The 26,089-nt window shown below is 44.1% G+C and carries 25 protein-coding genes; 8 read left to right on the top strand and 17 right to left on the bottom strand.

Annotation, left to right across the window (positions count from 1 at the left end; translation table 11 throughout):
- Positions 1-141: 141 nt before the first annotated feature.
- Positions 142-939, top strand: coding sequence for a GNAT family N-acetyltransferase (locus tag NSQ55_RS17025; RefSeq protein WP_076184449.1), 798 nt, complete (start codon positions 142-144; stop codon positions 937-939).
- A 14-nt stretch (positions 940-953) separates the two neighbouring features.
- Here the strand turns inward: NSQ55_RS17025 and NSQ55_RS17030 are convergent, their stop codons facing one another.
- The 7 genes from NSQ55_RS17030 to NSQ55_RS17060 form a co-directional block, all read right to left on the bottom strand.
- Entirely contained in the window at positions 954-2,264 is a 1,311-nt protein-coding gene (locus tag NSQ55_RS17030) for a hypothetical protein (protein ID WP_339168180.1), read from the bottom strand.
- A gap of 150 nt (positions 2,265-2,414) precedes the next feature.
- Positions 2,415-2,972, bottom strand: coding sequence for an outer spore coat protein CotE (locus tag NSQ55_RS17035; protein WP_036687755.1), 558 nt, complete (start codon positions 2,970-2,972; stop codon positions 2,415-2,417).
- Between the two features lie 226 nt (positions 2,973-3,198).
- Positions 3,199-4,221: an HD-GYP domain-containing protein gene (locus NSQ55_RS17040; RefSeq protein ID WP_051491532.1), complete on the bottom strand. Its 1,023-nt coding sequence runs from the start codon at positions 4,219-4,221 to the stop codon at positions 3,199-3,201.
- A gap of 164 nt (positions 4,222-4,385) precedes the next feature.
- Positions 4,386-5,372, bottom strand: coding sequence for an aromatic acid exporter family protein (locus NSQ55_RS17045; RefSeq protein ID WP_076128366.1), 987 nt, complete (start codon positions 5,370-5,372; stop codon positions 4,386-4,388).
- Positions 5,373-5,465: 93 nt separating this feature from the next.
- The gene (locus NSQ55_RS17050; RefSeq protein WP_076128364.1) at positions 5,466-6,302 is read right to left on the bottom strand and encodes an ABC transporter permease; all 837 of its coding nucleotides are present in this window, start codon (positions 6,300-6,302) and stop codon (positions 5,466-5,468) included.
- The gene (locus tag NSQ55_RS17055) at positions 6,302-7,078 is read right to left on the bottom strand and encodes an ABC transporter ATP-binding protein (protein WP_076142119.1); all 777 of its coding nucleotides are present in this window, start codon (positions 7,076-7,078) and stop codon (positions 6,302-6,304) included. Before NSQ55_RS17055 ends, NSQ55_RS17050 begins: the two co-directional genes overlap by 1 nt.
- A 50-nt stretch (positions 7,079-7,128) precedes the next feature.
- Positions 7,129-8,151, bottom strand: coding sequence for an ABC transporter substrate-binding protein (locus tag NSQ55_RS17060; protein WP_038571597.1), 1,023 nt, complete (start codon positions 8,149-8,151; stop codon positions 7,129-7,131).
- 271 nt (positions 8,152-8,422) lie between these two features.
- Between NSQ55_RS17060 and NSQ55_RS17065 the strand changes: the two genes are divergently transcribed.
- A complete protein-coding gene (locus NSQ55_RS17065) occupies positions 8,423-10,126 on the top strand; it encodes an alpha-amylase family glycosyl hydrolase (RefSeq protein WP_339168186.1) in 1,704 nt (567 codons plus the stop codon).
- Here the strand turns inward: NSQ55_RS17065 and NSQ55_RS17070 are convergent.
- Complete coding sequence (locus NSQ55_RS17070; protein WP_339168188.1) at positions 10,113-10,793, bottom strand: hypothetical protein; 681 nt, start codon at positions 10,791-10,793, stop codon at positions 10,113-10,115. The genes NSQ55_RS17065 and NSQ55_RS17070 overlap by 14 nt on opposite strands.
- A gap of 142 nt (positions 10,794-10,935) precedes the next feature.
- Here NSQ55_RS17070 and NSQ55_RS17075 point away from each other — a divergent pair, with 142 nt between their 5' ends.
- Positions 10,936-11,175, top strand: a complete 240-nt coding sequence (locus NSQ55_RS17075; RefSeq protein WP_036687997.1) for a hypothetical protein — start codon at positions 10,936-10,938, stop codon at positions 11,173-11,175.
- A gap of 1,933 nt (positions 11,176-13,108) precedes the next feature.
- Here the strand turns inward: NSQ55_RS17075 and NSQ55_RS17080 are convergent.
- Positions 13,109-13,336 carry a hypothetical protein gene (locus NSQ55_RS17080; protein WP_038571602.1) on the bottom strand — a complete coding sequence of 76 codons (228 nt, stop codon included), beginning with the start codon at positions 13,334-13,336 and terminating at the stop codon, positions 13,109-13,111.
- 122 nt (positions 13,337-13,458) lie between these two features.
- Between NSQ55_RS17080 and NSQ55_RS17085 the strand changes: the two genes are divergently transcribed.
- Positions 13,459-14,085 (top strand): FMN-dependent NADH-azoreductase, encoded by a 627-nt coding sequence (locus tag NSQ55_RS17085; protein WP_076128352.1) that lies wholly within the window; start codon positions 13,459-13,461, stop codon positions 14,083-14,085.
- A 103-nt stretch (positions 14,086-14,188) separates the two neighbouring features.
- On the opposite strand, the gene rsgA is transcribed toward NSQ55_RS17085, so the two are convergent.
- The 4 genes from rsgA to NSQ55_RS17105 form a co-directional block, all read right to left on the bottom strand.
- A complete protein-coding gene (gene rsgA / locus NSQ55_RS17090; RefSeq protein ID WP_339168192.1) occupies positions 14,189-15,280 on the bottom strand; it encodes a ribosome small subunit-dependent GTPase A in 1,092 nt (363 codons plus the stop codon).
- Between the two features lie 381 nt (positions 15,281-15,661).
- Positions 15,662-16,333 carry an HAD family hydrolase gene (locus tag NSQ55_RS17095; protein ID WP_076128347.1) on the bottom strand — a complete coding sequence of 224 codons (672 nt, stop codon included), beginning with the start codon at positions 16,331-16,333 and terminating at the stop codon, positions 15,662-15,664.
- Between the two features lie 160 nt (positions 16,334-16,493).
- Positions 16,494-16,949, bottom strand: coding sequence for a DUF3939 domain-containing protein (locus NSQ55_RS17100; RefSeq protein ID WP_036688004.1), 456 nt, complete (start codon positions 16,947-16,949; stop codon positions 16,494-16,496).
- 120 nt (positions 16,950-17,069) lie between these two features.
- Complete coding sequence (locus NSQ55_RS17105; protein WP_036688006.1) at positions 17,070-17,666, bottom strand: metalloregulator ArsR/SmtB family transcription factor; 597 nt, start codon at positions 17,664-17,666, stop codon at positions 17,070-17,072.
- A 179-nt stretch (positions 17,667-17,845) separates the two neighbouring features.
- Here NSQ55_RS17105 and NSQ55_RS17110 point away from each other — a divergent pair, with 179 nt between their 5' ends.
- Positions 17,846-18,850: a YpdA family putative bacillithiol disulfide reductase gene (locus NSQ55_RS17110; RefSeq protein WP_036688007.1), complete on the top strand. Its 1,005-nt coding sequence runs from the start codon at positions 17,846-17,848 to the stop codon at positions 18,848-18,850.
- A 1-nt stretch (position 18,851) separates the two neighbouring features.
- Entirely contained in the window at positions 18,852-19,295 is a 444-nt protein-coding gene (locus NSQ55_RS17115; protein ID WP_036688009.1) for a DUF441 domain-containing protein, read from the top strand.
- Positions 19,296-19,366: 71 nt separating this feature from the next.
- Here NSQ55_RS17115 and NSQ55_RS17120 read toward each other — a convergent pair whose 3' ends face one another.
- From NSQ55_RS17120 to NSQ55_RS17130, 3 genes are all read right to left on the bottom strand, one after another.
- Positions 19,367-20,302 carry a DUF4179 domain-containing protein gene (locus tag NSQ55_RS17120; protein WP_076184455.1) on the bottom strand — a complete coding sequence of 312 codons (936 nt, stop codon included), beginning with the start codon at positions 20,300-20,302 and terminating at the stop codon, positions 19,367-19,369.
- Positions 20,295-20,813: a sigma-70 family RNA polymerase sigma factor gene (locus NSQ55_RS17125; protein ID WP_076128340.1), complete on the bottom strand. Its 519-nt coding sequence runs from the start codon at positions 20,811-20,813 to the stop codon at positions 20,295-20,297. Before NSQ55_RS17125 ends, NSQ55_RS17120 begins: the two co-directional genes overlap by 8 nt.
- 190 nt (positions 20,814-21,003) lie before the next feature.
- A complete protein-coding gene (locus NSQ55_RS17130) occupies positions 21,004-22,752 on the bottom strand; it encodes an ABC transporter ATP-binding protein (RefSeq protein WP_076128337.1) in 1,749 nt (582 codons plus the stop codon).
- Between the two features lie 122 nt (positions 22,753-22,874).
- Between NSQ55_RS17130 and NSQ55_RS17135 the strand changes: the two genes are divergently transcribed.
- A complete protein-coding gene (locus NSQ55_RS17135; RefSeq protein ID WP_036688017.1) occupies positions 22,875-23,390 on the top strand; it encodes a hypothetical protein in 516 nt (171 codons plus the stop codon).
- A gap of 112 nt (positions 23,391-23,502) precedes the next feature.
- Here the strand turns inward: NSQ55_RS17135 and NSQ55_RS17140 are convergent, their stop codons facing one another.
- Complete coding sequence (locus NSQ55_RS17140) at positions 23,503-23,820, bottom strand: HesB/YadR/YfhF family protein (RefSeq protein ID WP_036688019.1); 318 nt, start codon at positions 23,818-23,820, stop codon at positions 23,503-23,505.
- 493 nt (positions 23,821-24,313) lie between these two features.
- Here NSQ55_RS17140 and NSQ55_RS17145 point away from each other — a divergent pair, with 493 nt between their 5' ends.
- Complete coding sequence (locus NSQ55_RS17145; RefSeq protein WP_076184456.1) at positions 24,314-26,062, top strand: ABC transporter transmembrane domain-containing protein; 1,749 nt, start codon at positions 24,314-24,316, stop codon at positions 26,060-26,062.
- Positions 26,063-26,089 lie beyond the last annotated feature (27 nt).

Below are 26,089 nucleotides of genomic sequence, written 5' to 3' on the forward strand. Positions count from 1 at the left end.
CTGAAACCTCACATTAGTACAACGAAAGACTAGAATACTTATCAGACAAACACTTACATGAGGTATATTCTTCTGCTTTTAAATATTGTAAAATCTTAACACAGAGCGTCAGCCCATATAAAAATCAAAGGAGAATACAATATGATACGAAAGCTAACGAAGGATGATCAAGAGCTACTGATGGCATTGCTGCGGAAAGAGCCGGCGCTTAATTTATTTATCATTGGCGATGTGGAGAATTTTGGGTTTGAGCAGGATTTCATGGATTTATGGGGAGAGATTGATCCAGCCGACGGGCGGATAAAAGCCGTTCTACTGCGCTTCTATAGAAGTTACCTTCCTTATGCAGATGGCCCTTTTGATGTCGAGGGGTTCGCTGAGATTATCCGAAAGGATAATGACATACATATGATCTCCGGAGCCTCAGAGGTGGTGAAGGCTTTTGACGGGGAAATTAATTTCAAACAAGTAAAACAGCTGTATTTTGCTGAATTAAAAGAAATGAACAATAAAATAAGTGAGTCCTTCTCTTCAGCTGAGCCTATTAAAAAAGCTACGGTTCAGGATGTAGAAGCGATTTGCGCACTCACGGATACCATTGAAGAATTTGAAAGCAGCCGGAATGGTTCAAGAACCAGCCTGCGTAAAACGCTGGAAAGCAACACCGGCCGCACCTATTATATGGAACGGGAAGATAAGGTCATTGTCACCGCTTCAACTTCAGCGGAAAATTCCATGTCAGCGATGATTGTAGGGGTTGCCACACATCAAGCATTCAGAGAGCAAGGCCTTGCTTCGCGCGTAATGGCACAGCTATGTGCAGACCTGCTCTATGAAGGAAAGTCATTGTGCCTCTTTTATGACAACCCACATGCCGGAGTTATTTATAAACGACTTGGTTTTCAAGATATCGGTTCATGGACCATTGTTAACATGTAGACCAAATAGTAAAATCACACTTTTACTTTGCTGCACCATAACTCACGTATATCCCGTGATTCATCCCACGTCCGTTCAGCGGCAATATAGTCGAATAAAGGCTCGATATAGGGGGCGGCAATCTCGTAGCCGCCTAGGGAACGCAGCTGCGCCAGCAATGGGGGGATTGCGGCGCGCAGCGGAGATTTATCGCCGCTGTAGTAGGCGATATGCAGGTCTTCCCGGTCGAGCGGGCGTTGCGTCAGGTCCTCATAATGGCTCACGATTAGGTGAGCCAGATAGACCGCGCCTTTAGCGATGACCGGGGATACCAGGAAGCTCGGTAAGGTCCGGTACTCGAAGCCGCCATGCGGCTGAGTCCGGAAATCGCCGAGCACACCGTATCGGGGACGACGCGCCCCTGCGCGGACGTCTTCGAGCAGAAGCATGGGCAGCGCGAGATAGTTATCGAGCGCGCGCAGCAGCGGCGCCGTCAGCGTCACGCCGCTGAAGTGCAGATGGCCGCCGAGGGCCCAGCCCGTCAGCGGCATGCCTCCCGCCCGCCAGCGCAGCGAGCGGTCGGCGATGAGCCGGTCCGCCAGCGCCGCGGCGGACATCAGCTGCGCCAGCAGTGCGCGCGGTTCCCCGCGCGGCTGAGGGCGCAGCTCGGCGACCGGGAACGCGCCGCGCGTTCCCGGAGGTCCGGCGTCGCAGCCAGCGACGCCGTCCGTGGGCAGGTACCGCGACGCAGGCACGACGCGGCCGGTGGATTCCCGGAGGATGATAAACTCCGGGTCCATGCCCATCAGCAGGCCGCTGCGGCCCGGCTGCTCCAGAGCCAGCTTTCGTTCCAGCGCTAGCGCTGCGGACCGATAAGGCTCGGGCAATCGTTGCCCGGAGGTCTTTACTAGTGGAGTGACTCCCTCCACCACATACCTCCGGTTCCCCATTGCCCTCAGCAGGACCTCACCGCTATCCAGCCCCAAGCTGTACAGCGTGCGGACAGCAATCCGCTGGAGCAATTTCATCACTCCGCGAAGCTCTCCCCGCACTCGGCCTCCCGTGGTATTGCTCTCGGCATTAGCAAAGCTCACTGCTTCGCTGTAATTATCGGTGGCCGCACGCATTCCAAGACCTGCTCCAAGCAAAGAGATGTGGAGGACAGTCAAATGATAAACCAATATCTTATAACACTGCCTGTGACCCTTCTCAGTAGCATCCGAAGCATATGTATCGACAAAATGTTTTCCAGATGGCGTCAGCGTTGCTTCAACCCCACTTCTAAGCAATCTGGACTCTCTCTCTGCCACAGACAATTCTGAATACACCTTAAGACCTTCATTCATACTCTTTAGCGCCTCCATCCGAGCGTGAACCTTTTTTCATCCTAAAAATAAATAAAAAAAAGGAGGGCATTCGCCCTCTACGCCGCCGCACTCCCTACATATAATGGACCATAACCCATTGATACTCAGTTAACGGCGGCGTATCCTTCCTTACAGCTCATCATCCAGATTGTCAGGGTCCAGATCATCGTAATCGAAGCTATCACCTTCAAAATCATAATCCTTGTCTTCTGGATCATCACTTTGCTCAGTGACATACACACGGACTTTGGTCTCAGCCACCAACTCCACTTCGAATTCGCGCTCTACGCGAAGTGTCACACTGCCTCCGCCTGGCGATACGCCCGCCTCTACACAGTTGGGTTCCTGCGTTGCCTCCGCAGAGACCTCAACTGTTGAAGTGCGGTGTCTCGTGTCCAGGTAGGAAAGCGGAATGAGCTCCACATAAGAGACTGTTTCCTTTGCTACCTCGGTCTGCTTGTTCTTGTCGTACGAGTACCAGATGTTTACATCATAAGTACCAATTACTTCGATTCCGTTCCCGGCGGCAACCGCTTCGTATTGGTGGTTGATAATCCAAGCCCCCAAAATACTAGTCGGATGATGTGGCGGAGTCACGGTATGGGTTGCTGTAGAGAACTTACGACCTTTGCCGCAAATTGCCTTCGTAATGATCTCCCTTGTTTGACGTTTATGGCTTAATGACATCTTTGAACCTCCTCCATACAATCATTCACTATCAAGTGTATGCAGGTTCTAGGCATTTGTTGATTGTTAGACTATAAATAAATTTGAGTAAGCCCTCAAGAAGGCTTTTTCAGGAGACTCATAGTTCATTTTATTTCAAAATTTGTACATATATGAGTAGATTCCAAAAATGGTCCAACCTGTTCCAGAGCCATTCCTAACCCCTCAAAAAACCTTAAAACACCAGCTATTGCGGGATTACCCGCACAATTCCAAGCGATCTATGTTTGCTTAAGTCAATAAAATCCTCATCAATATTCACCAGTGGCCGCAAAGGGTCTGTAGCAAGAATCATAACAATTTTTCCTTTTCGCCCATCTGTCAATTCCACTTCGTTCCCTAGCATTGACTGCATTAACTTATTAATAAACACTCTGCAAATATAAGGGTCGAGCTTACCGAACACACTCTCCTCCATTTGCAGTAATACTTCGTATAAAGGAGCCGCTTTGCGATAAAAACGGTCGGAGGTCATCGCGTGAAACACATCAGCCACAGCAACGATTTTACTGAAATCAGTAATCCGGTTTCCAAGCACACCAAATGGATAACCACTGCCGTCCATTCTTTCATGATGCTGTAAGGCTACTAGCGCTTGGGTATGGTTTGTGCCTACCGTATCCCTGATCATCTCATACCCAAAGGTCGTATGCTTTTTCATCAGCTGAAACTCTTCGTCGGATAATGGACCGGGCTTGGTTAATATGTCATCCGGGATTCTCATTTTGCCGATATCGTGAAGAGTCGCTGCAATGGTCAACATGCTCAAATCCTCAGACTTTAGCTTCAGCCATTTGCCTAGCAAGGTAGATATTATGCCCACAGCTACATTATGTCTGTATGTATAATCATCTTTGGTCTGCAAAGCAGCCAATACTCCGTAGAAGTCATTCTTTTCGCTTACCTGCTGGATAAACGGAATCACTTCATTTCTAACTTCCAGCATAGGAATTCTTTTATTTTTGTTATGACGAATCTGTTCAAAAATATTCTCAATCGCAGCTGTACAATCATCAATTGCAAGCTGGAAAAATTCCGCGCTATCCAGCTGGACGACGTCATGAGATTCCAGAGTGATCTTATGTTGACGAATTAATCTAATATGTTCAGCACTCAATAAAGTCAATGCGGGTAAAACAAATACTCCTTTGTCATTAAAGAGGTTAGCTACAAGTTGTTTTCCGATAAATGATTCCATATCTTTGTCCATACGCCTCACCTGCCAATGCGGAAAATTCGTATATGAATTCCCTGCTTGAATTTGAACTCACCCTATAATTGTTAATCCCTTTCGAAGATCAACTTTTAGTTCATACATATTTTATCGTGATTTCAGGGGCGAATGTTAATACTTCACTTTATTAAAGCCTAATTTTAAGCTTTTTTCCGGGTGAGCAAACGTTTCTCAGGCTTATAACTGACCGGTATTTTATGGCGTTTCGCAATTTTTAAATAAAGTGCCAATTCTCTGCAAAGCTGCAGAATCGCTGATCGCACTTCAAATTCCTCACGTGTCTCTGGCAAATCCATGCTTTCAAACTCATGTTCAAGCTCTTCCAGCAAATGTTCCGTGCGGCCTGTATATTCTTCAGCCAAAACATCTCCGCTAAGCTGGTCGAACAATTCAGCTACCATCTCTCCATGCGGTAAATGGCGATATACTTGAGAAATCAGCTGCATCATGCTTTGTATCGATTCCAGCTGCTCCTTACGCATATAGAAATAGACATTCCAAGCTTCATCAGGATGAATTACATGATTCTCCATCTCGCGAGTAGCTGCTGTCAGTCCCCGCTGCACTGCATTATCCGCATCAATTAATTCTTTGCCATCCCACATATACGCAGGCTCACGCAAAGTACGGGCCATTTGAGTAAAAATAACTGAAAAGTATCGATCCACTTCCTTGCGGATTCCATAAATAACTCCCCCAGTCTGTGGCATGTAAATTAAGTTGACCACCCCCGCTGAACCGAGACCTATGGCCAGTAGCTCTACTTGCTGCAACAACACATGTAGCGATAACTCAGCTTGTCCAAACACACGAAACACAATAACAGAGCTAGTGACAATCCCTTCCTTGTAGCCAGACTTCACAATCATCGGAAAGCCAACAAGAACGTACAGTCCAAGTACCCAGTAATGAAACCCTAATATCCAAAATAAAATACACCCAAAAAAGAGTCCCACGAGCGAGGCCAAAAAACGCGCCGTTATCGTCCGGAAACTCCTTTTCAAGGTAACCTCCACACCCAGAATGGCTAAAAGCCCTGCACTTTGTGCATTGGGTATGCCTACTGCAGACGCGAGAAGAACGGACATTAACGTCGCAGCAGCTGTTTTAATCACACGAAATCCCATAACCCTATCTCTCCTTAAAAGCACTAACCGTTAATAGGTAAAGATATAGACATGTTACAAGATTTTGTGAATGGACACAACGTTACATTAGACTTACCGACGGTATAACAAGCGCTTCTCCAGATACACTACCAGTTGATACATTGCCGTTGCTACGGCTGCAATAATCAGCAGACTGGACATCACAAGCGTGAAATTAAACACCTGGAATCCATATATGATCAGGTACCCAAGACCGGATTTTGCTACTAGAAACTCTCCTACGATAACCCCGACCCATGACATTCCCACATTCACCTTTAGGGTAGAGACCACCGTTGGAAAAGATGCCGGAAGAATCACTTTAAAAAACACCTGAACTTTAGAAGCTCCAAAAGAGCGGACCACCTTCACCAGATTAGGATCCACACTGCAAAAGCTATTGTAAACAACAAGTGTAGTAATAATCACCGTAATCGATAAGGTTGTCACAACGATAGCGGTGAAACCCGCCCCGAACATTACGATAAAAATCGGCCCCAAGGCCACCTTCGGCATACTGTTAAAGACAACCATAAACGGATCAAGCACCGCTGATAAAAACGGAGACCACCAAATAATCACTGCCAGCAGCGTTCCTAACAAGGTTCCCAGAACAAAGCCTACCGCAGTCTCTCCTACCGTCATCCCCAAATGAGGCCACAAGCTTCCACTGATCATATCCTGCCAAATCTGCTTGAAGATTTTTGTCGGGTAGCTGAACAATAACTCATCAATCCAGCCCATTCTTGCTCCCGCTTCCCACAACACAAAGAACAGCAGCAACAGACTGCTTCTTACAGCAATAACCTGATTACGCCGGCGCTGTTTAGTTTTTTTGAAATCTACATGCATTTGCTGCAGCCACAGTTCACGGGAAGCTAAGACTCCCGCTTGCTCTGTTCGTTTCATTAGCTTTCCCTCCCTGCGATCTCCATCTCTGTCCATACTTCATGAAAAAGCTCCGCAAACCCTGGCTGATCACGCGCATACAGCGGTGGGGCTGAGCGGATTAGCTCCGGAACAGGAAAAACTTTACGAATCTTCCCTGGATTTCGCTGCAATAAAATAACCCTACTGCTGACCGCAATCGCTTCTGACAGATCATGCGTGACCAAAATAGCCGTGGTTCCCCGGCTGCGTAAGGTCTCTGAGACTAAATCTTCCAGCTGAAGTTTGATCTGATAATCAAGTGCCGAGAACGGCTCGTCTAACAGCAGCAGTCCTGGATTGGTAGCTAATGTTCGTACAAGAGCCACCCGTTGCCGCATCCCTCCGGATAGCTGAGAAGGATAGGCCTGTTCTTTCCCTTCTAATCCCATCTCGCGCAGCAGCTCCAAAGTCCGTTTATGACTTTCTTCGTTTAAGCTTCCGGTAAGCTCCAGTCCAAGCACGGCATTGTCAAGAATACTCCGCCAAGGAAAAAGATAATCCTGCTGCAGCATATATCCAACCTCAGGTGAAGGGCCTAGAATGGGTTGGCCATTTACGAATACTTCTCCCTCAGAGGGCTGCAGCAGTCCGGCAATAATCGATAGGAGAGTCGTCTTGCCACAGCCACTTGGGCCTACTAAGCTGACGAACTCTCCTTGCTCGACATTAAGATTTAGATCCTCAACGGCCAGTGAAGCTTCCCGATCGCCGAGATAGGCATGCGTTACTCCCTTTAATTGCACTACTGGAAGCAAGGTCATCCCCTCCTTATAGTTAACAAAATCCATTTAGGATCTTATCTCTCTTATTTAGAGCCACTGCTCTTTATGGTCTTTTCAGCTTTTTCAGCAAAAGTATTGTTCACGATTTTTTCTGCTGGAACACGTTCTTTAAGTTCACCTGCGTTGTCCATAACATCTAGTAGATTATTCCATTCCTCATTATCAACAACCGGATTAATGGCGTAGGTATCCTGCTCCTTGTAACGTTTTACAGCAGAAATCACAATGTCACGATCCGTTTTATCAAAATAAGTTATTATGGCATCCGTAATTTCTTCAGGACTATGTTCCTTCACCCAAAGCTGGGCACGCTGGATGGCATTAGTGAACTTTTGCACGGTATCTCCATTTTTGCTAATGTAGCTGTTTTTTGACATGAATACCGTATAAGGTAAATAACCGCTCTCCACCCCAAACGATGCCACTACAGCTCCCCGGTCTTCTCGTTCGAAGATAGAGGCCTGCGGCTCAAACAGCTGCACATAATCCCCAGTACCTGAAGCAAATGCACCGGCAATATTAGCAAAATCGATATTTTGGATCAAGGTAATATCCTTCGCAGGATCAATTCCCTTTTTAGATAAAGTAAACGCGCCTGCCATTTGTGGCATTCCGCCTTTTCTTTGACCAAGGAAGGTAGAGCCCTTCACTTTATCCCAATTAAAATCTCCATCAGCCTTCCGGGCGAACAGGAATGTTCCATCCCTTTGAGTCAGCTGTGCAAAATTAATGACCGGATCATCCGAGCCCTGCTGATACACGTAAATGGAGGTTTCTGAACCAACCAACGCCACATCAATAGCTCCTGAAAGCAATGCAGTCATGGTTTTATCTCCACCGGGAATCGTCTGCAGTTCTACATCCAGCCCTTCATCTTTGAAGAAACCTTGAGTCAAGGCAACATACTCGGGTGCATAAAAGACAGAGCGGGTAACCTCCCCAATCTTCACCTTTACCGTCTCTGACTTTCCGCCGCAACCGGCAAGTACTGAAAAGCATAAAGTAATGATCATGAGCGACAATGACAGCTTTTTCCGAATCTTCATTCTTCATTCTCCTTTCTTACCGGGTCCTTCGCCCTTGCTTAAAGCATATGCACATGCCTACTGAAAGGTTAAAATCCCGAATATCGTGGGGAATTAAAAGAATATCCATGATATCAGCGGTTTTTATTGATTTTATGGATAAATATCACTGGATTTGCTGTTTTTATATCTGTGCAAACGTTTTACCTGAGGATTTGATTACAGTACTATAAGAATTAAAGCGCTTACCATTTCCTTTATAGGAAAATTGCAGCAGAAGGGGTTATTTTATATGGATAAACTAGCAACATCTATCGCCAAAAAACACACAATAAACGGACTTTTGACTCTTAGCTTAACTGCCGTTCTGCTATCCGGTTGTTCAGGAAATAATAACAATATTCCTTCCTCTGCCTCCCCTTCTCCATCGCCAAAAGCAAATACTGCTCAGAATACTACAACACCTCCCGCTGCAAAAACGATTACCACTGACGAACAGCCCTCAACGGTTTATTATGAGATTTTTGTTCGTTCATTCTATGACTCTGACGGGGATGGCATCGGTGACCTCAAAGGGATTACCAAGAAATTAGATTACTTAAATGACGGAAATCCTGACACCACAGACGATCTGGGGATCGGTGGGATTTGGCTTATGCCTATTAACCCTTCACCAAGCTATCATGGTTACGATGTGACAGATTATCGTGCAATCAATCCAGATTATGGGACGATGGAGGATTTACAAGAGCTCGTTACGGAGGCGCATAAACGTGGGATTAAAGTAATTATGGATTTGGTCGTGAATCATACCTCCAAAGAACATCCTTGGTTCGTAGATTCCGCTAAAAATAAAGACAGCAAATATCGCGACTGGTACATATGGGCTGAAGATCAAGGACGCCCTGCCAATGGAGCTAGTGCCGCTGGTAGTGGCAGTGCATGGCACTCTTTACTGGGTAGTCATTATCTAGGTGGCTTTTGGGAAGGCATGCCTGATCTAAATTTTGATCAAACGGAAGTTCGTAATGAAATGAAAGATATCGGCAAGTTTTGGCTGGAACAAGGGGTTGATGGATTCCGTTTAGACGCTGCTAAACATATATACGAAGACCTTCTAAGCGACAAAAGCCAAGCCACAACCAATAAAAATGTATCTTGGTGGCAGGATTTCCGCAAAGCGATGAATGAAGTGAATCCTCAAGCTTATATTGTCGGCGAAGTATGGGAGAATTCTGCAGTCACCGTAGGGGCTTATTTGGATCAAGCTTTCGACTCTAGCTTTAACTTTGGGTTAGCCGAGACCCTTATTAATTCCGTGAAAACTGAAAAAGACAGCGGGACTGCCTTTACGCTGGAACGTACGTATAATTTGTACTCCAAAATATCTGATAGCCATTTTACCGATGCAATTTTTTTGACAAATCATGATCAAAACAGAGTCATGAGTCAATTAGACGGCAATCTGGATCATGCAAAAATGGCAGCAGCCCTGCTGTTAACCTTACCTGGAAATCCTTTTATTTATTATGGTGAAGAAATAGGAATGCTTGGTGTAAAACCAGATGAAAGAATTCGTGAGCCCATGAGATGGATGACAGCGGATCAGGGTGAGGGGCAGACTACTTGGGAGGTCGGCAGCAATAACGCTGATGATGTTAGCATTAATGTCGAAAGCCAGTCTAACGACAGCAGCTCACTGCTTAAAAGATACCGCGAACTCATTGCGTTAAGAAACGAAGTCCCAGCGCTCCGTGATGGCGGAATTCGAGACTACACTTCTGGCAATGCAGGGGTAATGGCCTACGAACGTATAACAACAGAGGATCAACTCCTCGTTGTTCATAACCTAACTGGAGATGAACAAATCATTACGCTTCATCCAAATGTTGAGGGTATCTCTTACACCAAGATCCAAAAGACAACTGCTGACAAAGTGACCTTAAATTCAGATCAGCTTACTCTTCCTCCCTATTCAACGGTTATTGTGGACTAGGAAAAGCGGAGGAATGAAACACCCACTCTGCCACAGAACCACATAATTGTGCTTTCGATATAGGAAGAGCTACAATCCAGTCTTGGGAAGGATCGCTGCTCATTCGCAGCAACCAGCCACTTGAATGATCACTTATGAAGCTAGCATACTGAAACTTCCAGCCATTTTCACTAGAAATACAGAGTCGCAATTCTCCCTCTGCGTCGAAGCATTTCATCACTCGTGCAAGATGGTTGGAATGGACATCATCTCCTGTCTCTGCAGCTAAACACTCTGAGAGTCTGTGAACCGTAGAGGAATCAGAGCCTTTTTTCAGCTCCTCGAACCTTTTTTTTGACATTAGTAACGCCGGAATCCCGTGAGCAAAGGGCTCCATCGCTCTCTCACATTCGAACAACTCGAGACAAAAGCTCTCTGTTTCATCTCTGTTCTTCAGCACACACGGGGGAGAGTCCGGTGTATTATTGCAGTAGGCTAGTATTTTATCCTTATGTATTTGTAAACACAGATCTTTAGTTTTCTCCTTCTCTCTATATTTGAATCTACCTATCCTTTCTGCTGTAGACGCAGTATTTAACAATTCATTTAATACTACTTGGTCGGTTACCCGATCTGGAAATAAAAATTCCGTTAAATCCGTTAAATCCGTTCGTTCTTTTTCATTCACATTATTGTATCCTTCCTGTATTACATATAAATGTATATTAAACTAGCAATCTTTATGTTATCATAAGCTAATTTTAAGGTAAAATTAAGAAACAAGGGGTATGATCATTAACATGAAATACTTGTAGCGAGGTGATTTCAAAATGAGAATGCTCATCACATTTCAGAACAAACTTGTACCTGTGTATTTCACAACAGAAAATAAACAGCCCACTCAAAAAGTACTTAGATTACTTAACAGTACGCTGGAGCTCAAAATTCAAAAGGGCAAAAGTGCCCTCCAGAAATGCCTCAATTCTCTGATTAGTATCGAAATTAAAGGCTCTGAAGCTATATTGCACAGTTACAGTGAAAATGATTCATTGGCGCTATCCCTCTATTAATGGAGGGGTAGTTTTTTTGTCACAACATTGCTGTCCTCAGCTTTCTAATAAGGAACGTCCTAAGTATCCAAGTGGTGCTGCTTGGACTCGTTGTCTTTTTGAAGCTAAACTTGATCCAAAATGACACTCCGTTTGATTGAGATACTATTTGCGCATATATAGACATACATAGCTTCAACTCTCAAAGTCAGGGACCTTGGTTCGCTGGTTCTGCTTGGTTCTGCTTGGTTCTGCTTGCCGGCCATCCCCATAGCCGGCTGCTATCGGACTCAGATGACCTTAATCGTAACTTTTGGGCTCATTTGGAATTCTAACGGACCCCAGGGTCACTATTGGCGCGAAAAACATTAATTATCGACCTCAAAAAGCTGAATAGCTGCATTGGAGTCCGAAACTCTGCTCTAATGCTCATAAATTCGCAAATAGCGTCATCTGAGTCCGCGGTAATCTAAATTCGAAGCTCAGTTTGCTTTAGTTGCTATTGTCGTGTACATAGTTGCTACTGTCGCGTACATAGTTGTTACTATCGTGTACATAGTTGCTACTGTCGCGTACATAGTTGCTACTGTCGTAGCTTTAGTCGCTGCTTTTGGAACTCATAGCCACTGCTTTCGGACTCATAGTTGGATGCTTTCGGACTCAGATGACCTAAATCGTAACTTTTGGGCTCATTTGGAATCCTATCGGACCCCAGAGTCGCTATTGGCGCGAAAAGCACTAATTATCGACCTCAAAAAGCTGAATAGCTGCGCTGGAGTCCGATACTCTGCTCTAATGCTCATAAATTCGCATATAGCGTCATCTGAGTCCGTTGGCCGCGATGGATGTTTATTACTCGGTGGTGCAGATGTATAAATATTGGGTTAACCTGACATCTCAGGGAGTTGTCACTTAACACTACAATAGCCACTAGGACTCTGGACCATTTTGGAGCTTTCCCTAGCATCTTGATCTAAATCTGAGCCTTCATTTGTATTAGATACCATTTACGCACACATAGTTTCTACTATTAAAGTACACGAGCTTGGTTTTGTTTGGGTTCTTCTTGGGGCTGCTTTATAGCACATTAGGTTTGCTGCTTGCCGACCATTTCCTTAGCCACTGCTATCGGACTCAGATGACCTTAATCGCAACTTTTGGGCTCATTTGGAATCCTATCGGACCCCAGAGTCACTATTGGCGCGAAAAGCACTAATTATCGACCTCAAAAAGCTGAATAGCTGCGCTGGAGTCCGAAACTCTGCTCTAATGACTAAAAATCCGCATATAGCGTCATCTGAGTCCGTTGGCCGCTGAGGATACTTGGAAGGTCACTTAGCGAGTGATTTGTTGTCTGACTTAGCCGTTAACTTGGTGTGTAGCTCAGTGAGTTAATCAGCGGGTGACTTGGTGTTACTTGGTGTGTAGCTCAGTGAGTTACTCGGCGGGTGATTAGTTGTGTTAGTCAGTGAGGTGACTTAGCCGTTAACTTGGTGTGTGACTCAGTGGGTAACTCAGCGGGAGATTTGTTGTGTGACTTAGTAAGTCGTTTAGCGGTTGACTTAATGTGTGACTCAGTTAGTAACCTACACGTTACTAGTTATGTGACTCAGTTAGTAACTTAGCCGTTAACTTGGCGTGTGACTGACTCAGTGTGTAACTTAGCAGTTGACTTGGTATGTTACTCAACAAATGACTTTGCATTGGTTAGCAGATTAGATGTAGCGGGTGGCCTGACCCTACTATATCACCTGCCAAAAGTGACGTTTGTCGTAGGTTGGCTTTCATTTGCTGACCCTTTATGCTGAAGCAATCTGCCAGGACTAAAAAACGCAGAGCAGTGATCCCCCCTTAACGGGAGGATCACTGCTCTGCTATATTTACGGACTTTTTTAACCCAAGGACTCTGTCTCGTTCAGCGAAAAATCTACTATTAAGAAGAGCTCAGCAATTATCAGCTGATCTTGTAATTCTTCTGCTCTGCTTTTTCAGCTTTCTGGATTCGAAGTCTAAATAGCTTCACTAAATTCTGACGCGTATGCTCTTCGTGACAGCTGTCCAATTTTTTAATGATAAACCGATCGATGGACATGTCAATCGCTCCTTTTAGATCATTCTGGAACTTATAGAGACAGGAAATTATTTCCTGTTCTCTTGTATCACCTATTAACCTTGTTTTCATTTTTTCAAACTCCTTAAGCGCAAACAAATTTCAAGAACAAAAAAATAATTTACAAACAAAAGATTACATGCTATATTAAATATAGTTAATATTAAATACACACATGCAAGGGAGAAATCATAATGTCTAAAGTTCTATTTATTAAAGCAAACAACCGTCCAGCAGAACAATCCGTAAGTGTTAAGCTGTACAATGAATTCTTGGAGAGCTACAAACTCAACCACCCAGAAGATGAAATCACTGAGCTTGATCTGTTCGCAGAGCAACTTCCATACTACGACAATACCCTGATCACTGGTATGTATAAAGCCGCTCAAGGATACGAAGCAACACCTGAGGAAGCAGCTGGTGCCGCTATCGTTAATAAATATCTTAATCAGTTCATCGCTGCAGATAAGGTAGTATTCGGTTTCCCACTGTGGAACATGACTGTACCTGCTGTATTGCACACTTATGTAGATTACCTTTGCCAAGCTGGTAAAACATTCTCTTACACTGCTGAAGGTCCAGTTGGTCTTTTGACAGGTAAAAAAGCAATCGTTCTGAATGCAAGAGGCGGTATCTACTCTGAAGGTCCTGCTGCAAGTGCTGAAATGGCAGTAAACTTCATCGTTGGTAACCTTAACCTGTGGGGAATTAAAGATATTACACAAGTAATCATCGAAGGCCACAACCAACTTCCAGCACAATCCGCTGAAATCATTGAAAACGGATTGCAACTGGCTAAGGAAACTGCTGCATCCTTCTAAACCATAACCGTTTAGATTCAATTCAATAATGAAGGGCGCCCCTTAGCTGTCAAAAGCTAAGGGGCGCCCTTTTTCAATGTCTATGCCGTTATATCAATTCTTTTTAATATTCATCCAGCTCTTTACGCCATCCGTATCCTCTGGTTCTGGATGAACTCACTTTAGTGGAAGCCGCGCTTTTTCTCTTAAGCTTGGCTTCTTTATTATTTTGGTACAATACTTCTCGTTGTGTTTTTCGGTAGTTGAATAGTCTCTTCTCTTCCAGTTCACCTGTTTGGACTGCTTCCAGTACAGCACAGCCCTCTTCGCGTTCATGTCTACAGTTGCTAAACCGGCACTTAGAAGCTAGACCGCTGATATCACTAAACGCTAGATCAAGACCACCTTCATCTTCCCAGAGCTGCAGCTCCCGCATCCCCGGTGTATCTACGATAATCCCCCCATCCGGCAAAACAAACAGTTCACGGTGGGTAGTAGTATGACGTCCGCGGCTATCCCCTTCTCTAACATCCTGCGTAATCTGAAGGTTCTTCCCGCATAGCCAGTTGACCATTGTCGACTTCCCACAACCGGAAGAGCCCGTAAGAGCTACTGTTTGACCCTCACCAATGTAAGGCAGCAGCTTCTCGCGTCCTTCATCTTGTATTGCACTTACAGCATGTACTGATACTCCGGGAGCCGCGCTCCCCATTTCAGCGATTTTACTGTCTGCATCCGGACAAAGATCCGCTTTAGTGAGTAGAATAACTGGATTTGCCCCACTATTCCAAGCCATGATCAGATATCTCTCCATCCGGCGAACATTAAAGTCATCATTCAACGCGCTAACCAGAAATAACGTGTCTACATTGGAGGCAACAATTTGCTCATCTTGTGTATTTCCTGCGACCTTGCGTGAGATCACACTCTGCCGAGGCAATACGCCATGTATGATTCCATGCTCGCCGCCATCTTGCATCGCCAATGCTACCCAGTCTCCAATGGCAGGAAAATCACCCGAGGCTACAAATGTGTGTCTCAGCTTCCCGGCAAGCTCTCCCCACGTCTCTCCTACATCAGTTAACACCTTGTACTTACTGCCAAAGTCACCAACGATTCTCCCGGGAATAAATTGTTTATCCTCTGCATGACTCCACTTTTCATTCCATTTTGTACTCCAGTTTTCATTCCAACCATATTGCTTTATGCTATTCATTCATTTCCTCCTAAAAGATATGTTTATGTTTTTTCTTGCCCCTTGGCGTTTTCCGAGAACACAAAAAGCCGCCGGAAATAAAGACTCCGGCGGCGGTATGTAGACATGTGGATTTATTACACCAAATCCAATCTTTCTACACACGCAAAAAAGCCACCGGACCCTATACGGTTCCCGGTGGCTCTAATAAGCGTAATTGAGCTTACCTGCTAAACTGCCCGAATCAATTATTCGGCAGCAGCTGTTCCCGGAAGACACGTATCCACAACAGTTGAGTTCATTACATTTAAAACTGTCATAAAACATCGTCTCCTTCCGAAATTTAAGATGCTGTTATCATAATTGGTGCAGCAGTAAAATGTCAACCCCAAATTTTCCAGATTACAAAATAGCCTTTAATTCTTTCAGCTCACGGATCATTTTCCAAGGTTGGATGTCCAGCTGATCGTCCCAAGGATGTTTCCTTTGCAGCCATATCCCTTCAAGGCCAGCCTTACCTGCCCCCCAGATATCATTTACCGGATGATCCCCTATAAACAAGGTTTGATCCGCAGAGGCACCCAGCCTGTCTAAAGCTAATTGATAAATCGCAGGATCAGGCTTCGCAATGCCAACTTCTCCAGATATAACTATAGCCTTGAAGTACTCTCGCAGGCCGAGAATATCAATTTTGGTGTTCTGGATTTCTTTTTTACCGTTGGTGACCAGCCCCAAAGTATATCCACGCTCCACGCAATACTCCAGAACCTCCAAAGCATGCTCCATGGCTGCACCATGATTGATGTAGCTCGCATCATAATACGCTCGGATATGTTCAGCCGTCACAGGCTTTTCCCAAGGCAGGATCTCACTAAGTTCTAAGAAAAATCCGTCTTTATCACGGTAGCCATCAGCATCTCTGTGGATCATATCCTCGATCACGGCCTGCGCTTCCGCAGGTTCAAGATGCCCAAGAAAATCCTGCACGAACTGAGTGCTAAAGCTGCGAAATGTATAGTCGCGATCCATTAAAGTATTGTCCAGATCAAATAAAATAGCTTGTACTTCCTTCATCAAGCAATTCCCCTTACATGCTGTTAATTTTCAAACCTAACCTACAGAATGTAATTGTACTATGCCTTAAGAGACAAAGAAAAGACTATTCAACAAAAAGGATTTGTGGCTTCCCTTTTACTGAACAGTCTTTGTGAAGATTCATATCTGCGTCATTCCTTTACTCGAAATGCTCTGCCCGATGGGTCAGCATCATTTCTTCATCCGTAATATACAGCGGAAAAGGAGGTGTTTCTTTTAGATAACTTTCTGTAGATAACAACCGATAATGAACCTCTGGCAACCAGGTGTCTTCAAGCAGCGGTAGCTTGCCTGTATCACTAATATAACTGTCTACAGCAGCCTGAACTAAATCCAGATAATACGGCACTAACTTGTCTTCTTCCTCGAAAATTTCATAGGTCTCTCGAGACATATAGAAATTCCGTTCGGGTATTCCACCTAAATAACGTTTCAGACGACTCATATCGATTCTTTTGTCCTCTAAGATTAATGCTGTTCTATTAATAGGTCCAGGCATATCTTCTTCGAACTTTCGAATCGCCTGTTTCACTTGAGGTAATGTGACGGTTACATGATCTGATTTGGGTTGCTTTTTTGTGCGTTTAAATAACATAACGAAAGTCTCCTTTCTAAATATGTCTCAGATAACGCTTACAATTCCATTTTATTCGAAATTCGAATAATTAATCAGTACATTTCAAATCGACACAGAATGTTAATATTTAAAAGATCATTATTTGACATATTCCCACCGAGTCCATACTTCTCGAGGATTTAGTTCATACTTGTCCTTCTCACGATACATAAACTGATGCATGATGAATTCACGACGAATAGTGGCAAAATCTTCATGAAACTGCTTAATAAACTCATTGATTTCCTTTTCCGTATAAACAACACCTGGCTCCAGCTTCTCAACCATGTATTGAAGCGCTATCAATTTCTTCTTGTATTGTGCGGGAATTTGCCGCAGCCGTCCATCTTTAGAGAAAAAATTACGGATTACAGTATCCTGAAGACTATTCTCAGGCAATTGCTCTTCCATATTCTCAGCTCCTTTCGAAAAAATAAATTGCAGTGAAGCTTCAGCCCCATTATTGATAAACTCCGGATTCAGTTTAAAGTAAACTGTATTTTTGTCGCGTCTTTCCTTTATTAGAGCCGCTTCACGTAATTTAGCCGCATGATGAGTGACTGTAGGCTGCGATAAATTCAACTTTTCAGCCAGCGCTTGCCCGTGCATTTCTCCTTGGGACAAAAGCAACAATAAGCGAAGACGCGTTGGATCAGCTAAAGCTTTATGATAACTCACGATTTTCTCCAACTGCACTGGGTTCACGCTCCTAGAATTTCACAATAAATTGATACATTAGATATATATCTAATTATATAATAATCAACGTTGTTCTTGCAATGGTTATTATACTCAATCTGCTCTTATGGAAAAATTCATGAATTTAGGGTAGGATTTAAAGAAAAGATAGTAACAATCAGGAGGTAACCCGCTTTATGAAAGATGTCATTATTATCGGTGCAGGTCCTTGCGGCCTCTCGGCAGCTATCGAATGCCAACGCCAAGGCCTGTCCAGCCTTATCATTGAAAAAAGCTTTATTGTGCACTCCATTTATTTGTATCCAACAAATATGCAATTTTTCAGTACGGCTCAGTTATTAGAAATCGGGGATGTTCCTTTCACTTCGACGAACGACAAGCCTTACCGTCATGAAGCGCTTGTCTATTATCGCCGAGCCGCCGAGCAATATGGTCTAGAGATCGCCGCTTATGAAGAAGCTTTATCCATTGAGCCGCTTGAAGATGGAACCTTTGCCGTACATACGTCAAATATGCGTGGTGAGCATCAGAAACGTATCACTGCAAATGTAGTTATAGCAACAGGTTATTTTGATCAGCCGAATATGATTGGCATTCCAGGTGAAGAACTACCTAAAGTTACTCATTATTTCGGTGAAGCCCATCCTTACACGGGAATGAAGGTAACTGTAATTGGCGGCAGTAATTCCGCAGTAGATGCAGCACTGGAGCTTATGCGTGTAGGAGCTACGGTAGATATGGTATATCGTGGTGAAAGCATCTCAGAGAATATTAAACCTTGGGTTCGGCCAATCTTTGAAGGCATGGTGCAAAAAGGGAAAATCACTCTGCACTTAGGCTCGCGTGTCACTGAAATTACTGCAAGCTCAGTAATTGTTACGGATCATAAGGGGGACAAGAAAGCATTGGATAATGATTTCGTTCTTGCCTTGACTGGCTTCCGTCCGAGCCGTACCCTCCTCACTTCAGCGGGTGTGATCATGGATGACGACATGGATAAGCCTGCTTTTAACACCTCTACCATGGAAAGTAATGTTCCAGGGTTGTATGTTGCTGGAGTAATCGCCTCCGGCCGCAATGCTAACGAAGTGTTTATTGAGACCGGAAGAGGGCATGGTAAACTTATTGCAGATCACATTGTGTCCAAAGAAAGTTCTAATCCTAAGGAGTTGAAACATTAAGATGGACATGACCTCTTTGCTTTTGCTTGGACTTGCAGCGCTCGGAATTATCAGCAGCAATTCCCCTGTAACAATAGCAATGGTCGTCCTATTACTGCTAAGAGTACTTGGCTTACAGCAAACTTTTCCTTGGCTAGAAAAATACGGTTTAACCATCGGGATTATCATCCTGACCATCGGGGTCATGACCCCATTAGCCAGCGGCAAAATATCGCTGCAGACAGTCGGTCAATCCTTCTTGCACTGGAAGTCCTTGCTTGCTATCGCTATTGGCATTCTCGTCGCTTTTCTTGGAGGCCGCGGTGCTACGCTCATGACCAACCAACCCACAGTTGTTGCAGGTCTGCTGATTGGCACGGTGATCGGGGTTGCGTTATTTAAAGGCGTTCCGGTCGGTCCGCTGATCGCAGCCGGCATTTTATCACTTATGATCGGCAAAATGTAATAGAACAGCACAAAAAAGACCGCTTTTGGCGGTCTTTTTGCATTGTGCCTTTTATTGAACCTTCTTCTTCATTATTCCTCCACCTGAGAAATGGACTGCGGAATTTGCTGCACCGCTCTTTTTTCAACGACTAATAAATCTTCAACGCCATACTCTGTCTTAATTTTCTGCAACTGCTTCAAAGCCTCTTCTTCTGTATTAAAATATCCTGCTTCCACGAGATATAAGCCTTTCTCATCCTTTAACATCCGCACATCCTCTAACCCATATAACATTTCTTCAGCCATACCCAGCGCCTCACCAGAAGGCTGTGAGACCGTTCTTAACGAATATACAGAGCCCTCTTTTGCTTCGTCTCCTTTCTCTTTTAACGTAATCACTACCTGTGCTGGCTCTTTATATTCCTTTACCTCATAAGCAACCGAGTCCGTAAGCGTGACATTGAACCGAATGGCCGAATCATCTAGTGTAATTAGTGGATAAGCATCCTGAACATATCGGCTTTGTTTTAATGTTTCCAGATCTTTAACTGCTGAGAATTTTCTGGCCCCACTTACTGTAATCGTCATTGTTGCCGGATTTTCCGTAAACTTTACGTTATATGAGCTTGCTAACTGTTGTGTTTCATCCGGATTTGCAAAATTCAAAATCAATTGATCGCTATTCTTCAATTGTTTCACCGAAATAAAGTTCACATCTACTCCATCCTGAATGGTTCCACCGCCTGCACTTCCTTCCGTAAACTGCAGAACACTGACCAGCTTACCTAGAACCGGTATTTGATCCATACTACTCGCAAAAGCAGGAACCGTATTTACACCCACCGTAAAAGAAATCAATACAGCCGCAGCTACTGATCCTGTCCATTTCAAGGCCCGTTTTGAAGAACTATTTTTCTGTTTATAGATTTTTCCTCTTTCAATTCCTTTACGAGAAGCGAATGATAGTTCTTTAGGAATTTCAATCTCATTATAGGCTTGCTGTAGACGTTCTAGTTGCTTATCCAAAGTACTCACTCTCCTCCATACTTATTTTTAATTTTTCCAAACCTCTATAAATAACGGTTTTGACGCTGCTCAGGGGCATATCGAGAACCTCTGCAATTTCCTTTATGGGCAAGTCCTCCAAATATCTCATCACAATCACCATTCTTGATTTTTCATCAAGTCCGCTGAGGGCTTCATGCAAGTCCATAACTTCTTCCCTAGATTTCGGAGCATAGCTGCCTCCCAGCTCTTGATCTATATACACGATTTTTTTAGATTTACGGATAAAGTCCAGCGCACAGTTGACAGCGATCTTGGTGAGCCAAGTTTTAAAATATTGCGGTTGCTTCAATTTATGAATGGAGATATAGGCTTTGAAGACGGTCTCCTGCACAATCTCCAGCGCATCCTCTTGATTCCGCACATAGGAGTAGGCCATTCGGTATAAACGCTCCTGCATGCCGTCAATAAGCGCAGTAAAGCTGTCTTCATCACCTGCTATCGCCTTTTCCTCAAGCGTGGTTTTATTCACGTTCCTCACTTCCTTTCATGATGTTTATAAGCTTTAGACGCACATGATCTCCGAAAAGACTCAGATTCCGTTTAGAATTTTTGCCATAGTATAAGTTACTGTGTGCCGCCACCCTGATTGGAATTCAAAAAAAGTGGCCTTCTCTTTCGAGAGGACCACTAAGGTGTTCAAGTATTTTCCCAAAAAAATATTAAGCGTCTAAATGCTGTACGTTAAATAATCGCGCATAACTACCCTCTATCGCCATCAGCTGTTCATGCGTACCCCGTTCAGTAATTTCACCATTCTCAAGTACGACAATCTGATCCGCATGTGTAATCGTTGACAGTCTATGCGCTACAATTAGTGTAGTACGTTCCGAAGAAAGAGACTGCAGCGCTTGTTGAATTAAATGCTCCGATTCCAGATCCAGCGCCGAAGTAGCTTCGTCTAATATAAGAACCTTCGGATCCTTGAGAAATACCCTTGCGATAGCAACCCGCTGCTTCTGTCCTCCGGATAGCTTAACACCACGTTCTCCCACTTCTGTCTCATAACCCAGTGGCAGCTGCTCAATAAAATCATGCGCATTGGCAGCTTTTGCTGCTGAAATGACCTCTTCTTCCGTGGCATTAGGATTACCGAACAAAATATTCTCACGCACAGATCCGCTGAATAAGAAATTATCTTGCAGGACCATGCCGACAGACCTACGCAAGCTTTCCTGTGTTAATTCCTGTATATCATAACCATCCATTTGAAGGCTGCCTTTACTGATGTCATAGAATCTCGGGATCAAGCTTATAAGGGAGGACTTTCCTCCACCGCTCATTCCGACGAACGCAATGGTCTGTCCGGGCTGAATACTCAGATTAATATCTTTTAAGACCCAATCATTCTCTTCGTTATATTTAAACCATACATTCTCAAAAGCAATCTCACCACGTGAATCCTTTAGCACTTTTGCTCCCGGCTTGTCTACAATATCATAAGGCTCATTCAGCAGCTCAAGCACCCGTTCAAGAGAAGCAGAGGCTTGCGTAAGCACCGTCGAGGAATTAATCAATCTCCGCAGCGGGGAATACATCCGGTCCAGATAGCCAAAGAAAGCTACAAAGGTACCTACTGTCAAATTGCCATGAATGACCTGATAACCACCATATCCAATGACCAAAAGAGGTGCTATATCCGTTAATGTATTAATAATTGCGAAGGTCATAGCATTCCAGCGGGTTTGCGCCATCGCTTTTTTAAGAAAGTTACCGTTGATGTCCTCAAACTGCTTCTGATCCACTTTTTCCATCGTAAAGCTGCGGATGATTGATATCCCTTGAATCCGTTCATGGAGATAACCTTGAATGCCAGCCAGAGCTTGGGAACGATCTTTCGTTAACAGCTTTAGCCGCTTATACAATTTGTTAACTGCAATTGCGTAAAAAGGTAATACCGAGATAGACACGAGCGCCAGCACCGGATTTAAATAAAACATAAATCCCAAAGCAAAAACTAGTGTAAACGTGTCGAGCCATACATTCATCATGCCGACTTCGACCAAATTTTTGGTCTGCTCAACATCGTTAATAAATCTGGAGATGGCTTCTCCCACCTTGGTATTCTGATAATACCGCAGTGACAGCCGCTGTAAATGACTGTAAAGCTTATTTCGCATATCGAACAACACTTTACTTGTGATAAGCTGAGCAAAGTATTGGCGATAATACTCTACGGGCCCTCTTACGATAACAAATAAAATTAAGGCACCACCCAGAATAAGCATCAAATGTGATACCCGTTCCTCAATCCCCATGCTCGGGTTCATTAGGAGGTCATCGACCACGTATTTCAGAATCATTGGCAGTGTTAGCGGAATACTGAATTTGATCATGCCGATAAACAGCGTAAACACAATCAATTTCATATAAGGTCGTACAAAAGTAAAATATGATTTCCATTGCTTCACAGGAATATTCTGTCCCTTCTCTTTAGTGAGTTGCTAAGTACAGTTGACTTTTGCTCTCTACAGTGTTTTTATAATTTTAGATCATAAGTACAATTGCAGTACCGAACTTCAGGAGGATAACGATGTCTAGACAATTTGTGACGGAAGCCGTCATGATGGCGATTTACGGCCAGCTTCTCGTATCGAGCAGCCCTGTAGAATATATAGTGCCTTATACTACCGTGATGGAACTATACGAACTGCGAGACAGCGATGATCCGTTGATGAACCGTCCGGACGACGACAAGCATGTTAAGTTGAAGATTAGTGAGCTCATTGCTTATTTTGAAGAACCGCTCAACGCGAAGAAGATCAACCGCTGTTTAGCTGTGCCTTGGGCGAAAAGCTCAGGTATTCTCCTTGGCGGGCAATCCAAAATCACCATCATTAACAGTATGGATACCGCTGCCTACGGTGAGATGTTCGATCCCATCGAAACAGAGCTTCTGCTGTCCTCACAACGTGAGAAAGTACCTATCCTAACGGATCAATTTGAATTGATTCAACGGATCATCGAGGGTGGAGTTCCAGTTCAGGTGTACGATATTGACGACTTCGACTTCGCTCTGGAGGAAGAAACCTCTCGCAATTTGCACTGATAACACCTATGTATTTCCAACTGGAATACCCTCATTTTAAAGACAGCATTTGAAAAGCCCCTGCCTTTTGGCAAGGGCTTTTCCTGATTAAAATAAACAATCATTAAGACAACTATACCTGCACTTCGCCGGATACCGGCTTTGGTTCGTACTTATATTCAATGTCATCCTCTGACTCAGAGTATACGATAGATAGGTCATAACCTTCCATATACCATAAGTCCTGCTCCTCCATATAGAACACAATATCATCCTGTTTGACCTGAATAGCTGGACGCCCAGGTGCTTCTGTAGCAATGCCCAGCGAAAAACCGGGGTGAAGTCCACCTCCCGAGCTATAACGGGGAAATAAACGAATATAGTCTCCATTCTTAAGGTCCAATTCTCTCTTAAACCAAGCTGCCGCTGCTTGACTAATTTCCATGTTCATTTCTCTCAGCTCCTTTGTATATTCTAATCATAACGAAAATAAGTCGATATTCAAACAACTTTATGCAATTAATGATTTCCCAATCCATTTAAAATTAAGTTTGACAAATTCGCGAACCGGATGATAAACTCTGAACATAACTAAACGTCTTCTAGTTATTACCAAATTAATGAAAGGGGTGAGCGCGGTGTTTACGAAGTTACAGCCATATTATTTTACTATTGTTGGAATTTTTACTCAACCGAATACCGAAGCAGCCCAAGTGATTAAGCCATCCTGAAGTTTTTGCGAGTCTTATGGACCGTATAACTTTAGTTCTTGAAGGTCTCTCACATGCTTGGTGCTGTAACGCACCGTGCGCATGATAGCTGTAAATTACAGGCATATCGTCCGTTTTCGGATGATATGCCTTTTTTGTTTGCTGAAGAGATAATCACTTGCGCTTTTATCAGCATCACAAGCAATCATTACAACCTGAAAGGAAGGGATTTACTTGTTCTCTGTTCTTCGCGATCTCGGCTGGTTTTTTCGCCGAGAAAAAAGGCGTTACCTGATTGGACTCATATTACTCATAGGTGTGGGCGTTCTTGAATTACTCCCTCCACGTCTGCTAGGCAATGCCATTGACGACATAGTACGCGGTTCGATTACTACAGCTTCGCTTGCCAAATATATCGGCATGATATTCATTTTGCTGCTAGTTATTTATTGGATTACCTACATATGGATGCACAAACTTTTCGGAGGTTCCAACCTTGTTGAGCGCCTGCTGCGCTCCCGATTTATGAATCATCTTATGACTATGACACCTTCGTTCTTCGAAAAAAATAGAACTGGTGACCTCATGGCCCGGGCAACCAATGATATCAGAGCCGTCTCAGCTACCGTAGGATTCGGGATGCTTACACTGGTGGATTCTACAATCTACCTCACGGTTGTGCTGTTTGCGATGGGCTTTCTCGTGAGTTGGAAATTGACCCTTGCAGCAGTATTACCATTACCCCTAATTGCAATAGCTATGATTTTTTATGGTAAAGCTATTCATGATCGGTACAGCTTAGCGCAGGATGCATTCGGAGATATGAATGACCAAGTGCTCGAATCTGTCTCTGGTGTGCGCGTAATCCGTGCTTATGTCCAAGAGCGTCTTGATGAAAAACGTTTCTCGGATATTACTGAAGATGTTTACAACAAAAATATGGCCGTAGCTCGTGTCGATGCTTTCTTCGAACCAACCATCCGCTTCTGTGTCGGACTCAGCTACATTATTGGTCTTACTTATGGGATTTACCTTGTATTCCGCAATCAGATCACACTGGGTGATCTAGTCTCCTTTAATATGTATCTCGGTATGATTGTATGGCCGATGTTCGCTATTGGAGAATTGATCAACATTATGCAGCGTGGTGGAGCTTCCCTCGAACGTATCGACGAGACGTTAAACTCCAAACCCGATGTTCAAAATGCTGCCCATCCCGTTCAAGTTCCCCACCCTACTCGAATCGAGCTTAACGATGTGACTTTCCGTTATCCTTCTTCGACGATAGACAATCTAACCCATGTCAACCTAACCCTGAACCAAGGGCAGACATTAGGTGTAGTCGGGCGTACAGGAAGCGGGAAATCTACACTGCTCAAACAATTGCTCCGCGAATATCCGACAGGTAATGGAGAAATCCTTATCTCTGGCGTGCCTATTCAACAGATTTCCCTGGATCAGCTGCATAGCTGGATGGGTTATGTTCCACAAGAGCAAATCCTTTTCTCCAAATCCGTTCGGCAAAACATTCAGTTTGGTCTAGACAACGCCGATGACGATACGATTATGCAAGCCATTACAGCTGCCGCTTTCCAGAACGACCTGGGCACATTGTCCGATGGTCTGGATACTCTGGTGGGTGAACGTGGTGTTTCCCTCTCCGGTGGACAAAAGCAACGTGTCTCTCTGTCCAGAGCTTTTATCGCTAATCCAGATATTCTTATTCTGGACGATGCCTTATCAGCCGTTGACGCTCGTACGGAAGCTCAGATTATCGACAACATCCGGAATGAACGTGCCGGAAAAACCACATTAATCTCTACTCACCGTCTCTCCGCCGTCCAACATGCCGATATGATTGTTGTACTGGATAACGGACAAATCGTTGAGCGAGGTACACATCAGGAACTATTGGATTTGAATGGCTGGTACCGTGAACAATATGATCGGCAGCAAGTCGAAAATAACTTATCGAATGATTAAACTACAACCATAAATAAACGAGCTACG

The sequence above is a fragment of the Paenibacillus sp. FSL H7-0943 genome (genome assembly GCF_037963265.1).
Lineage (GTDB): Bacteria > Bacillota > Bacilli > Paenibacillales > Paenibacillaceae > Paenibacillus_AQ > Paenibacillus_AQ odorifer.

Coding starts and splice junctions, on each gene's coding strand:
- NSQ55_RS17100 (WP_036688004.1), bottom strand. CDS start 16,949: ATGTTATTTAAACGCACAAAAAAGCAACCCAAATCAGATCATGTAACC.
- NSQ55_RS17050 (WP_076128364.1), bottom strand. CDS start 6,302: ATGAAACGAACAGAGCAAGCGGGAGTCTTAGCTTCCCGTGAACTGTGG.
- NSQ55_RS17075 (WP_036687997.1), top strand. CDS start 10,936: ATGAGAATGCTCATCACATTTCAGAACAAACTTGTACCTGTGTATTTC.
- NSQ55_RS17115 (WP_036688009.1), top strand. CDS start 18,852: ATGGACATGACCTCTTTGCTTTTGCTTGGACTTGCAGCGCTCGGAATT.
- NSQ55_RS17135 (WP_036688017.1), top strand. CDS start 22,875: ATGTCTAGACAATTTGTGACGGAAGCCGTCATGATGGCGATTTACGGC.
- NSQ55_RS17040 (WP_051491532.1), bottom strand. CDS start 4,221: ATGGACAAAGATATGGAATCATTTATCGGAAAACAACTTGTAGCTAAC.
- NSQ55_RS17095 (WP_076128347.1), bottom strand. CDS start 16,333: ATGAAGGAAGTACAAGCTATTTTATTTGATCTGGACAATACTTTAATG.
- NSQ55_RS17060 (WP_038571597.1), bottom strand. CDS start 8,151: ATGAAGATTCGGAAAAAGCTGTCATTGTCGCTCATGATCATTACTTTA.
- NSQ55_RS17045 (WP_076128366.1), bottom strand. CDS start 5,372: ATGGGATTTCGTGTGATTAAAACAGCTGCTGCGACGTTAATGTCCGTT.
- NSQ55_RS17025 (WP_076184449.1), top strand. CDS start 142: ATGATACGAAAGCTAACGAAGGATGATCAAGAGCTACTGATGGCATTG.
- rsgA (WP_339168192.1), bottom strand. CDS start 15,280: ATGAATAGCATAAAGCAATATGGTTGGAATGAAAACTGGAGTACAAAA.
- NSQ55_RS17035 (WP_036687755.1), bottom strand. CDS start 2,972: ATGTCATTAAGCCATAAACGTCAAACAAGGGAGATCATTACGAAGGCA.
- NSQ55_RS17065 (WP_339168186.1), top strand. CDS start 8,423: ATGGATAAACTAGCAACATCTATCGCCAAAAAACACACAATAAACGGA.
- NSQ55_RS17080 (WP_038571602.1), bottom strand. CDS start 13,336: ATGAAAACAAGGTTAATAGGTGATACAAGAGAACAGGAAATAATTTCC.
- NSQ55_RS17085 (WP_076128352.1), top strand. CDS start 13,459: ATGTCTAAAGTTCTATTTATTAAAGCAAACAACCGTCCAGCAGAACAA.
- NSQ55_RS17140 (WP_036688019.1), bottom strand. CDS start 23,820: ATGAACATGGAAATTAGTCAAGCAGCGGCAGCTTGGTTTAAGAGAGAA.
- NSQ55_RS17030 (WP_339168180.1), bottom strand. CDS start 2,264: ATGAATGAAGGTCTTAAGGTGTATTCAGAATTGTCTGTGGCAGAGAGA.
- NSQ55_RS17110 (WP_036688007.1), top strand. CDS start 17,846: ATGAAAGATGTCATTATTATCGGTGCAGGTCCTTGCGGCCTCTCGGCA.